Annotated in this window: 9 protein-coding genes; 7 read left to right on the top strand and 2 right to left on the bottom strand. The window is 46.2% G+C overall.

Translation table 11 applies throughout. The features are described from left to right. Positions 1-12 precede the first annotated feature (12 nt). The 7 genes from PBAL39_RS20170 (at position 13) to PBAL39_RS20140 (ending at position 8561) form a co-directional block, all read left to right on the top strand. Complete coding sequence (locus PBAL39_RS20170; RefSeq protein WP_039867277.1) at positions 13-489, top strand: Na+/H+ antiporter subunit E; 477 nt, start codon at positions 13-15, stop codon at positions 487-489. Beyond that, on the top strand, positions 486-761 hold the full coding sequence (locus PBAL39_RS20165) for a cation:proton antiporter (protein WP_008245058.1): 276 nt from the start codon (positions 486-488) through the stop codon (positions 759-761). Before PBAL39_RS20170 ends, PBAL39_RS20165 begins: the two co-directional genes overlap by 4 nt. After that, positions 754-1140: a monovalent cation/H(+) antiporter subunit G gene (gene mnhG, locus PBAL39_RS20160; protein ID WP_008245057.1), complete on the top strand. Its 387-nt coding sequence runs from the start codon at positions 754-756 to the stop codon at positions 1138-1140. The genes PBAL39_RS20165 and mnhG overlap by 8 nt, the downstream gene beginning before the upstream one ends. A 484-nt stretch (positions 1141-1624) precedes the next feature. Then, complete coding sequence (locus PBAL39_RS20155; protein ID WP_157274135.1) at positions 1625-2257, top strand: RNA polymerase sigma-70 factor; 633 nt, start codon at positions 1625-1627, stop codon at positions 2255-2257. A 92-nt stretch (positions 2258-2349) separates the two neighbouring features. Further along, complete coding sequence (locus PBAL39_RS20150) at positions 2350-3384, top strand: FecR family protein (protein ID WP_008245047.1); 1035 nt, start codon at positions 2350-2352, stop codon at positions 3382-3384. A 238-nt stretch (positions 3385-3622) separates the two neighbouring features. Continuing rightward, a complete protein-coding gene (locus PBAL39_RS20145; RefSeq protein ID WP_157274134.1) occupies positions 3623-6853 on the top strand; it encodes a SusC/RagA family TonB-linked outer membrane protein in 3231 nt (1076 codons plus the stop codon). Between the two features lie 10 nt (positions 6854-6863). Continuing rightward, positions 6864-8561 (top strand): RagB/SusD family nutrient uptake outer membrane protein, encoded by a 1698-nt coding sequence (locus PBAL39_RS20140; RefSeq protein ID WP_008245043.1) that lies wholly within the window; start codon positions 6864-6866, stop codon positions 8559-8561. A 210-nt stretch (positions 8562-8771) separates the two neighbouring features. On the opposite strand, the gene PBAL39_RS20135 is transcribed toward PBAL39_RS20140, so the two are convergent. Continuing rightward, on the bottom strand, positions 8772-10883 hold the full coding sequence (locus PBAL39_RS20135) for a discoidin domain-containing protein (protein WP_008245041.1): 2112 nt from the start codon (positions 10881-10883) through the stop codon (positions 8772-8774). 32 nt (positions 10884-10915) lie between these two features. Further along, positions 10916-12702: beta-galactosidase family protein (locus tag PBAL39_RS20130; RefSeq protein WP_008245039.1), on the bottom strand; the 1787-nt coding region annotated here is incomplete at its 5' end.

The following is a 12702-nucleotide window of genomic DNA, read 5'->3' as shown; positions in this document are numbered from 1 at the left end:
AACCAGCAGGATATGATCAAGCAATTTCTAATGAACCTCATACTGACCTTTATCTGGGTTGGGCTTACAGGAAGTTTTACCTTTCTGGATTTCCTTTTCGGTTTTCTGATGAGCTATTTTATACTAATGCTCATCTTCAGGGGCAATGCGAGTTCGAAATACTTTGACAGGGTGCCCAAAATCATCATTTTCTCCGGCTACTTCCTGAAAGAACTGTTTCGCGCCAATATGCAGGTCGCCTACGACCTGGTCACACCAAATTACTTCATGAAGCCCGGCATCGTCAGGTATCCCCTAACCGCAGAGACGGATTTCGAAATCAATATGCTGGTCAACATTGTTTCATTAACACCCGGTACCCTGATCCTGGACGTCAGCGACGACAAAAAGGTACTGTATATCCACGTTACCTACATCAACGACAAAGAAGAATTTATCAGTCATCTCCGTGAAGGATTTGAAAAGAAACTTTTAGCCATACTAAGATGAGTTTAGTCAATTACCTCCAATACGTCATTCTACCCATACTCAGCATATCGGTCATACTGGTCTTTATCCGTTTTGTGAAAGGTCCGCGTATTACCGACCGGGTGGTGGCGCTCGACCAGCTCATCACTATTGCCATTGCCATCATCACCGCCTATGCCATGATGTCCAAACAACATGCCTTCCTGGATGTGGCCATCATTATGGCGCTGATCGGATTTCTTGGCACTGTAGCCTTTGCTTATTACCTGGAAAAAAAGGAGAAAAATGAATGACATCATTATCATGGTGCTCAGCACCCTCGGCGCCCTATATATTCTCGTCGCCTCGGTAGGCGTACTCAGAATGCCTGATTTTTACCTCCGCCTTTCGGTTACTGTAAAGGCTGCTACACTCGGCATCGGCCTCACACTTGCCGCTGCAGCCCTGTTTTTTGGGGAAACAGCGGTGACCACGAAACTCGTGGCCATCATTTTGTTTCTTTTGATCACTGCACCCGTCGCAGCACACATGATCGGACGTGCTGCCTATTTTACGGGAACAAAATTATGGAAACATACCAACTTCGATGAGCTGAAAGGTCAGTACAATGAAGAAACACATGAGCTCAGTAGCAAGGCTCCAAGCCCTTCGACAGAAGACAAAAGCAATTAATTACATGAACCGGCATCCACCGGTTCATGTGTTATTAACTATCTAAATTTCGCCAAAAAACTTTGACAAAAGCCTTAATATCTAAGCGATTAGCCTAAGTTGTAAAATTTATTTGAATTCACGTAACAATATTTTTATAAAATAATAACATTGGTCACTTTAAATTTCCACATTTTATGATATAAAACTTAGAGGAATTTTTTAAACATAAAAAAAATCCATCTGTGATCGAGTTGGTCAAATCAGTCCTTGAGCACCTTGTATACGACAGGTCTTGTTCAAAGCCATCGTTAGATTTGTGCAAAGCGGACATTTTCAGCTGAGTTGGTTAACAGTCAATCGCTTTTGTAGTCATCTGATAAACCGGTATATCATCCAATTTGGAGGTAACAAAAAAATAGGAAAGCGTATAAAAAGCAAAAAATTAACTGTTAATTTGGATGGAAACGAACAACCCTGGAAACCGGGTTCGGGAATAAAATCAATGAAAAGCAACAACGATCAGAAAATTTCAGATTTGTGGCAAAACATCTGCGATCAGCAGGATGCCGCTTCCTATGAAATTTTATTTCACCTGTTGAATGCGCAGCTGATCAAGTTTTCCATGCAGTATGTTCAGCTGAGGCAGGTAGCGGAAGAAATTGTGGTAGATGTGTTCCTCAAATGCTGGATGAAACGTAAGGAGCTGCAGCATGTGGAAAACCCGCGCACCTACCTTTATACAGCCGTCAAAAACCAGTCGCTCAACTACAGAAAGAAATATTCCGGATTGATGGTGGTAGACATAGACCAGACCGGCAATTACGAGTTGGTAGATACGTCCAACCCGCAGCTGCAACTGGAAAAGAAGGAGCTAATGGAGAAACTCAATAACACCATCGACGGCTTGCCTCCGCAAAGCCGCATGGTGTTTAAACTAATCAAAGAGGATGGCTTAAAGTATAAAGAAGTGGCCGATCTGTTGGATATCTCTCCCCGCACCGTACAAAACCACCTTCTCACTGCAATTCTTAAGCTCAATGAGCGCCTCGCTTCCTATTTTGAGAAAAATGGCTATCCTATGAAGGAGGGATTTCTCATTTTTATGCTTTCTAAAGTCCTTTTTACTTATCTCTAGGAAGGAACTCTTTTTTATTTCATCTTTTTTCATTTTCGACTAGGCATATTTTTATTTTTTGCTGTCTATGCTTTAAAGACCGTAACTAAGCCATGGACCAGACCAGATTTTCTAACCTTATCCTCAACAAACTGAAGCAGGAAATTTCTCCTGCTGAAGAACAGGAACTGCAGGTGCTGGTGTCATCAAATGAGGTCTATGCAAAACAATACCGTTTTTTCATAGAGTACTGGAACGATCAGGAAACAGACAACACCAATAGTCAGCGGCTGTTTAATGACCTCCGCCTTCGTATTGAAGCTGAAGAACAAAAGAAAACCCTTTCATTAAGACCTTCAAGAAGATCATCGCTGCCTTTAGCTGCGGCAAGCATCGCACTGGTGCTGACTGCAGGTGTCTTTTATTTTAAATGGCCCGCCAGTCAGCAGCTGAGAAGTGCCGCTGGTATGTCCACCTCAGTGCGCAGTCAGAAAACCATCACACTGGAAGATGGGACTACTGTACGTCTGAATGGCAACTCCAGCTTAAGTATGCCGAGGATGGCGGCGCACAAACGTGAGATCACCCTGACTGGGGAAGCCTATTTCGATGTCGCCAAAGACCATAAACGTCCTTTCACCATTCATACGGATAAAATGGACATCCTTGTGCTGGGAACGGCATTTAATGTACGTGCGTATCCGGGCGAGCAGCAGCAGCAGACGGCACTCATACACGGCGCCATCAAAGTGACGCTCCACGACCGCCATAAGTCGGTCATTTACCTCAAACCAAATGATAAATTAATAATAGATGAAACGGAAAAATCAACAACAGCATCTGCCGGGCGACTGACCTATAACCTTGGCAAACTGGAGCACTATGATGCTGCAGACACCACTGCGATCATGGAAACTGCATGGATAGAAAACCACCTGGTCTTCAGGGACCAGCCTTTTGAAACCTTAGCCAATCAGCTGGAGATCAGATATGGAACGCCGGTAATCTTCCATTCAGAACACGCAAAAAAATACCGCTTTAACGGCACTTTTAAGAAAGAAAACCTTCAGGAAGTACTGTATATCCTGAGCAGGACGGGTACCCCTTTTGCCTATGAATTCAAAGAGGGAAAAGTGTATATCAATTAAACATTAATAAACCACCACTAACCAAGAACAAACATGAAAAAACGCTACCATCCGGAACAGACTTAAAGAATGGAACTGCCATAGGCAGTCCCATCAGCATTCAATTTAAGACCAATCAACATAGCCCTTTTCGCAGAAGGGCTGTATCTATGTACCTTAAGATCGTAAAATTATGATTTTTTTTCAACACCATGAAGGTGTCAAGGAAAACTATTGGCTGATAAAATTACTCATCACCATGAAGTTAACATTCATTATGATCATTTGCCTTAGCCTTCAGAGCATGGCAAATGTCTACTCCCAAACGAAAATCTCCCTCCGCATGGAAAGCGTAGCGCTTAAGAAGGCACTTGCGGCCATCGAGGAAAAGAGCGATTTCTATTTTGTTTACAGTGAACAGAAAGCAATCAGCCAGCTTAAAGTGAGCATCAACAGCAACGAAGAACCTGTTTTAGAGGTCCTCAAAAAGATGCTCCTGAATACCGGCTACACCTTTGAGCCTATGGCCAACAACCTCATCATCATCAAGCCGGTAGGTGCCCAGCAAACGGTATCCGGGGTCATCACCGATGAAACGAACCAGCCTATGCCGGGAGTAAGCGTAAAGGTCAAAGGAACCACCAGAGCGGTAATCACCAATGCCAAAGGTGCCTACAGTATCCAGGCTGCTACAAATGAAGTCCTGGTGATCAACTACATCGGCTATGAGCCTGTAGAAGAGACTGTAGGAAGCCGCAGCACCATCAACATCTCGCTGGTTACTTCCAACCAGGGACTGAACGAGGTGGTAGTTGTCGGGTATGGCACGCAGCAGAAAAGGGAGGTCACCAATGCGGTATCACAGATCAAAGGTTCTGACATCCGAAAAAGCAGTGCCCCGGCCATTACCAATTCCCTGGCCGGACGTGTACCCGGACTGGTCGTTAACCAACGAAATGGTGAACCCGGCCGTGATGAGGCTTCAGTATTGATCAGGGGACTAAGTACTACCGGCGACAGCAATCCACTTATTGTCATCGACGGAGTGGCTAACCGTGACGGAATATCCCGGATTGACCCCAATGACATTGAAACATTTACCGTATTGAAAGATGCCTCAGCTGGGATCTATGGTGCCCAGGCGGCAAACGGGGTAATTCTCATCACTACGCGCCGTGGAAAGACAGGAGCATCTCAATTCAACTATTCCTTCAACCAGGGTTATGTTAGTCCAACACGCCTCGTTAAAATGGCTGACGCAGGATTATATGCGACTATCGTTAATGACATTAACCTGCAAAGTGGAACAGCGCCGTCCTTCAGTCCTGAACAGATCAGTCAGTACAACAGCGGTCAGCTTCCTTCAACCAACTGGCAGGAGGAGATCCTGAGAAACCATTCCCTACAGAGCCGTCACAGCTTAACCATGGATGGCGGAACCGAAAACGTTAAATATTTTCTTTCTGCGGGTCTTTCTACACAAAGCGGACTCCTGAAAAAAGATGAAACCACCGGTTTCAAACAATATAACTTCAGATCAAACATTGATGCACAGGCATCAAAAAGACTGAAAATTGGCTTGGATCTTGCCGGAAGACGTGAGAACATTGATTTCCTTCAGGTAGAACAACAACTCTTGTTCCAGGGTGCGCTCATTGCAGCACCAAACATTCCTGCGACAATCAATGGCCTCCCTACCGCTGGCAGACAGGGGTACAACCCTCTGGCTATTGCTCAAGGAACAGGGTATGACAAAGAGGAAAGAAATACACTAAATGGTACGCTTCGTTATACCTACGACATACCTGGTGTAGAAGGCCTATATCTGGACGGGTATGCTGCATACGACTATATTCAGGGCTTTAGAAAGGTTTGGTCACAACCATGGACTTATTATGAGGCGGATGCTAATGATGTACTGGCACCAAAATCGTTCGGGCCTGCACGTGCATTGAGGCAATACTTTACCAGAAGCAATTCTTTAACCTTAAATTCCAAAATCAACTATAAAAGAGCCTTCGGAAAACATGATGTTGCAGGTTTCCTTGCTTATGAGCAGAATGAAGGCAGACAAGATCTCTTCGATGCCCAGAGAACGGGCTTTGTATCTTCCCAGATTGATCAACTTTTTGCAGGTAGCCTTGGCAATATGACCAACTACGGTGAAGCATTTCAAACAGCACGCCAGAATTACTTCGGTCGCTTTAGCTATGCTTACGACAGCAAATACCTGCTTCAGGTGCATTTCCGCTATGACGGATCACAAATCTTCCCTTCTGGAGAACGCTTCGGCCTTTTTCCGGGTGTGTCATTGGGTTGGGTAATGTCTGAAGAAGCATTCCTGAAAGACAATCCCGTCATTTCTAATTTGAAACTGCGCGCTTCATGGGGTAAATCTGGTAACGACCGTATCGACCCTTTCCAGTTCCTGAATAAGTTCACCTACGGAAACGGTGGTTACGTCTTCGGGGGGCAGGATTTTCAAGCATTGAACCCTGGGGTTGCTGCAAATCCTAACATCACCTGGGAAAATCAGGTCAGCCGTGATATCGGTTTTGAAGCTGGTTTCTTTCAAAACAAGCTGACCATGGAAGTGGATGCATTTTTTAATAAACGCACCAAAATCCAGGCACCACGAAACATCACCGTTCCCCAGTATACTGGTTTATTATTGCCCGACGAAAACATTGGAAAAGTAGACACCAAGGGTATTGAGGCTTCGCTAACCTATAATGGCAACTGGAATGAAATGAAATACAACATCGGCGGTAACTTTTCCTTCGCCAGAAGTAAAGTGATCTTTATTGATGAGGGCAATACTTACCCCGAAGCCTATCAGAAACTGGAAGGCAAACCTCTGGGCTCTCCACTGCTGTACAATGTGATCGGCATTTATCAGAATGAAGCAGATCTGGCTAACTTTCCAGGACTTTCGGGCGTAAAAATCGGCGATTATATTTATGCAGATACCAACGGAGATGGAGTGCTGAACAGCAATGACCAGATACGCGTGCCATTGTCCAATGTACCTCAGATCCAGTTCGGACTGAACCTCGGTGTGAGCTACAAAGGATTTGATCTTAGCGCCCTCATTCAGGGGCAAGCGAAAGCAAGACAGTACATGGATTACACCGTTTCCCTTGGAAACAATGGACCTGACTACTTTCTGAGCAACGCATGGAGACCAGATGCTACCGGCAATGAGCTTGCACGTGCAGGAAGAAGTCTTCTTGGTCAGAACAACACCAGCTTTTATCATGACGTTTCATTTGTGAGGTTAAAAAACCTGGAACTTGGATACACACTACCGAAACCACTACTAGCTAAAATTGGAGTCAAAGCATTGCGTTTTTACACCAATGGGTACAATCTCCTGACCTTCGACGGACTCAAGAAAAAAGGTCTTACGGATCCTGAGAATGCCAATGAAAAAGGATGGCGATATCCGCTGACCAAGAGCATCAATTTTGGGGCTAACTTAACTTTCTAATTACTGAGACATGAAAACGAAATATATATTTTATGCAATCCTGGGTGTAACACTCAGCTTTTCATCCTGCAAACAAAATATACTGGACTTAAAACCTTTGGACTCCTTCAGCGATGCCGATGTATTTACGGACGCCGCCTTACTTGGTCAGTTCGTGGATGGCACTTACCGCGGTATGGGCCACCCTTATGGCGGGGAAGGCGATAAGTTTATTGAAGGCATGACCGACGACGGATACAGTCAGCACAATGTGCAATACAGAAACTATACCGCGGGTGCCATAGGCCGTGATCAGGGGGAGTCAGTCAATGACAACCTCTGGTCAAACAGCTACGCGAATATCCGCAGGGTAAACCTGTTCATGGAGAAAACACAGGGTTCAGCGATTGACCCTACAACGCTCCAAAACCTGACCGGACAGATGCAGTTCCTCAGGGCCTTTTTCTATGCAAAGATGATGATCTGGTATGGTGGCGTACCCATCATTGAAAACACTTTTGAACTGGGACAGCAGAACTACGACCTCGGCAGAAACTCAGTAGAAGAAGTCACAGCCTTTGTAGTCAAAGAATGTGATGAAGCAATTGCCAAACTGCCGTCCTTCTCAGGCTCAGTTCCTTTTGGCAGAGCCACGAAAGAAGCGGCAATGGCCTTGAAAGCCCGTACGCTGCTTTATGCCGCCAGTCCTTTATTCAATACAACAAATGACCAGAGCAAATGGATCGCAGCCCGCGATGCGAATAAACTTGTAATGGATATCAGCACCGTAAATAACATCATAGATGCCACTGATTATGGAAATCTATTCGGTGGTAAGTCGACGAATGATGTCATCCTGTCCCGCAGTTTTACCCAGAACAATGCCCATGGTGGTGGCGAATGGGGTGTCAACATGTGGTTCTACCCAGGCTCTATGAACGGATGGGGAACATTAGTACCTACCCAGGACCTGGTGAACAGCTACGAACTAACCAACGGCAAATTGCCATCCGACCCAACTTCAGGATTTGATCCACAAAACCCTTACATCAACCGCGACCCGAGGTTTGCCAAAAGTATCCTTTATCAAGGTGCAACCATCATGGACCCTGAGCGGGGAGCCGTTCGTGAGATGCAGTATTTTTACGACAAAAACGAACCCAGCAACACGGCCAAAAATGGCATCGATGGAAAAGGAGGCCCTTCACAGCCATGGAACAACTCTCCTACTGCATACAATTTTAGGAAATTCCTGGATGAAGGGAAAAGAGCACAGCAGAAAGGCGACCAGGAGAACCTGAGCCCCTGGATTTATTTCAGAAAAACAGAGTTCTTCCTGAACTATGCGGAGACCCAAATTGCGTTGGGTAATGAGGCAGAAGCAAAAAGAGCATTAAATATCGTACGTTTAAGATACCAAATGCCGGACATTACTGAAAGCGGCACCGCTCTGGTTCAACGTTACAGAAATGAAAGACGCGTTGAACTCAGCATTGAGCAACATCGCTTCAATGACATCCGCCGCTGGAAATTGGGTGCTACAGTCTTTGCTAAACCAGCTCTAGGTGCCCGGATCGACAAAAACGGAACAACTTTAGAATACAACCTGACAAGTGTGGTCGACAATGAGCGCCGGTTCCTGGAAAAAATGTATCTGTTGCCAATTCCTTTTGCTGAAATTCAGAGAAGTAATAATAAACTCACTCAAAACCCCGGTTACGAAAACTAACGCTTAACTGCCGACAAAGACATTCCGGCCGTCTGAAAAAAAATCAGAACAGTTGATCAACAAAACCGGCAGCGTGCTAAATAAATAGAGTACATCAAACAAATAAGGAAGTCAAAAATACCAATACGAAAAAGGGTTCTGCGGTAATTGCAGAACCCTTTTCCATTCATCACCCTCCAGATATTCCGGGAGAGATCTGATCCTTAAAAACTATTGGCTGATCACACCGATCTCCGCAGCAGTCACACCATTTCCTTTCACACTTCTCAATCCCTGGAAACGGAAATATCTTGCCTTCACCGGGGCCGACAACTTCAGCACCTGATTGATCGGGTTGGCCCTGATGTTTGAAAACTCCCCACGAAGTACTTCCTTCCATTGCTTTCCGTCATCACTAACCTCAAAAACATATTGGTCAACCATGCCTTCCAGCTTTTTATCCTGGCGTGGCAGATAGCTGAAAGCCGAAATTGATTGGACTTTACCCATATCTATGCTCAGCCCCGCAGGAACAAACTTGCCGGTACTGTCTTTCTGAACCGTGCTCCAAAAAGTATTCGGATTTTCATCCAGAGCCAATGTTGCCTTACCCTCCTCGGGACCGTCCAGCAGCTTCCAGCCCGACTTACTCATCTCGAAATCAGCCGTCACCGCCTCACTGCTTTTCCCGCCTTCAACTGCAATCGCGCGCACAACCCCACCATCCTGAAGATCAAAAGCATTTTTGTAAGCTGTAGATTTCGTGCTTGGCATGCTGCCATCAATTGTATAAAACAAGCCTGAAACAGGCGCCGTGGTGCTGATGCTCACTTTGCCTTCCAGGTCCCTGGCAATCTCAGGTTTGGTAAGATGTGCAGGTTCTTTATATAAACCGAAGTCGCTCAATGCAATACAAACCGGCGATTTCAATATGCGCAACCTCACTTTATCAGTGCTGATATTCTGCGGAAGACGGATCAGCCTGTTGGGCCCGATGCTCGTAGCCTCCGCAATTTTCTGCCATTGCCCCTTTACAAAAGCATCTACCTCCAGCGCCTCAATACGCTGTCCCAGTTTGATGTTCTCCCGCAAACGGATCACGTTAAACTGCTGTCTGCCCTTCAGCTGCAGCGTCAATGAAGGGTCTGTTACGCCATCATCAGTGCTCCAGTACGAGTAGCGGTCGTCATCCAGTAAAAATTTAGGCCCATAAAGGTTGACACTTCCAGCCCGCACATTGCTCGCCGAAAGCTTAGCTCCAGCAGCCAGGTTGTGTGCGAAAGTCTGACTTAACAAATTGCCAAATTCTTTTAGCGACTGTACATCCACATCGTCCAGCAGGCCATCCCTGTTCGGAGAAAGCCCCAGATCAAGGTCGGCACCACGGCCCACACTTTTGTAGTAGAGGTCCAGCAGTGTATAAGGAGATTTCACTTTGGCATTCTGACTGGCGTGATAAAACCAACCCGGGCGCAGGGATACATCACACTCCGCCGGCAGCCAGTATTTACCATCACGGTGCCCCTTCACCGCTTCCCAGTATTTCACATATCCATTCGCGGGAATACGCCCTTCATCAGGAGCTTTTGGTTCATAAGTAGCCCAGGAGGTTGTACCCGCATGACCTTCCTCATTCCCTACCCAGCGTACATCGGGACCAACATCACCGAAAATCGCCGCATCAGGCTGCATCTGCCGGGTGATGTCCCAGGTCTGCGGCCAGCCATAATAGCTGGTATGGTCAATCTTGCGGGTTTCATTCTTGCCGCCATAATACCCATCACCGCCATTGGCACCATCATGCCAGGAGATGAACAGCTTTCCATAGTTGCTATACAGCTCCCGAAGCTGCTCCCGGTAAAGGTCTACATATTTCTGGGTACCATAAAACTCACTGTTCCTGTCCCATGGCGAACAATACACACCGAGCTGCATGCCCAGCTTTTCACAGGCCTTTTGATATTCGGCCATCATATCCCCTTTTCCATCCTTCCATTTGGTGCGGCTAATGTTGTGGTCCGTGGTTTTTGTTGGCCAGATACACAGTCCGTCGTGGTGTTTCGCTACAACCACCACCCCTTTAAAGCCACCTGACTTTGCAGCGCCGACGATCTGCTCGGCACTGAATTTCGTTGGATTGACGATCTCCGGATTTTCATCCCCAAAACCCCATTCCTTATCGGTATAAGTATCCACACCAAAATGAATGATGCAGTACATGCCCATCTCATGCCAGTTCAGCTGGGCCTCGCTCGGCAGCGGCCCATAAGGTTTAGGTGCCTCCTGCGCAAATACCGAAAAACCGGTACCCATGAGCAGTAACATAAGCCATCTTTTTTTCATCTCTTTTTCTGTTATTGTTTAAATATCAGGGTTTATTTCTTTTTCTGCTGATCCAGGATCGGATTGGCAATGGTGCTCACCTTTGTATGACCGGCACCCAGCTGATCAAAGATCACCAGCTCATTTTTTCCTTTTTTCAACCATACTGATGGAATGTAGATGGTTTGCTGAGGGCCTTCAGACCAGTATTTACCCAGGTTATGGCCATTCAGAAACACAAAACCTTTTCCAAACGACTGCATATCAAGATAAGTGTCAGCTACATCAGTCAGCTCGAAAGTTCCTTTGTAAAGTGCTGGCTGCGGGGTTTCAACTTTTGTTTTGCCATATTTAAAACCTTTCAGATCAGCAAAAGGCAGTTTAAACATTTGCCAATTTTTCAGTACGTTGCCGTCCAGAGAAACCTCCCTGGTGATGCCATGCCTGTTGTCTGTCAGGAATGGTCCATAGTTGATCCTTCCATTGTTTTCCACAAGGATGTCGAGCACTGCATTTTGGGCAACATCCTGCAAGAGGGTACTGTCTTTCTCCAGTCGGCGGTCCAGCGATGCCACCTGTTTACCATTGATATAGATCGTCGCATAATCGCGCAGCTCCTTTACTTTCAGCAAACCAGCTTTCGCAATTGTTGTGCGGTAAAGCACAAAACCATAGGCCTGGTCCAGGTCTTCAAAAGCAAGAGGCAATGCTGAAGTCACTGCCTTAGGCAGTTGGTTGAAGATTGCGGAATAACTGCTCAGCGGTATATCATTGATCGCAATTGTCCGTTTTTTCTCTGGTACCGGAGGCAACACTGTTCCTGCCGGAAGGTGTTTTTCAATTACTGCCCTGAATTTTAAAAATTTATCTGTTGGGTTTCCAGCCTCATCCAATGGCGCGTCATAATCATAACTAGAAACCTGTGGGGCATAGGGTTCTTTGACATTCATATTTGCACCGTTCATAAAATCGCGGGTAGTACCGCCGTGGAACATGTACATATTGATGGAAATTCCTGCGCCCAGGATGTCATCGAGTTTCTTTGCTGACGCATCTGCCGACACCCTGGCATGTTTTTCTCCCCAGTGGTCAAACCAGCCCGGGTACCATTCTGCCACATAATAAGGGCCCTTGCCTTCATGGTGTTTGTTGATCAGCGCCTTCACTGCAGCAGGATCTTCCAGTCCGTTTACCGCCGGAAGGTAGCCAGGAAGGTAACCTTTTGTCATCTGGTCAGCACCATCGCAGGTAAAAAGAACACCATCAAAACCAGCATCCCTAAAAATCTGCCGGTTCAGGTCCATATAACTTTTGTCGTCACTGTAGGATCCGTATTCATTTTCGATCTGGATCATGAGGATATTTCCACCATGGGTCACCTGCAGCGGCACCAGCTCCTTTGCAAGTCTCTTAATGTAACTGGTATAGGCATTGATGAAACGCGAATCTTTACTTCGTACTTTCATCGTCGGATCCTTGAGCAGCCACCATGGATAACCACCAAATTCCCATTCCGCACAAGCATAAGGGCTCGGACGAAGCACTACCCACAGCCCCTCTTCTTTCGCAATACGCACAAATTCAGCGATGTTGTTGTTGCCGCTAAAATCATACCTGCCCTGGGCAGCTTCATGCGCGTTCCAGAATACATAGGTACCGACGGTATTCAATCCCATGGCCTTCGCCATCTTCATGCGGTCGCGCCAGTAAGCTACCGGGATCCTTGCACAGTGCATCTCTCCCGAGATCATCTGCAATGGCTTGCCATCCAGCGAGAAAGCATCGTCTCCAAGTACAAAAGTATGGCCCGGTTGCTGCGCATCAAACTCATCGCATACAG

The sequence above is a fragment of the Pedobacter sp. BAL39 genome (genome assembly GCF_000170795.1).
In the GTDB taxonomy this organism is placed as follows: domain Bacteria; phylum Bacteroidota; class Bacteroidia; order Sphingobacteriales; family Sphingobacteriaceae; genus Pedobacter.
Note: the sequence above shows the minus strand (reverse complement) of the source record. Positions and strands in the feature narration are given on the sequence as shown.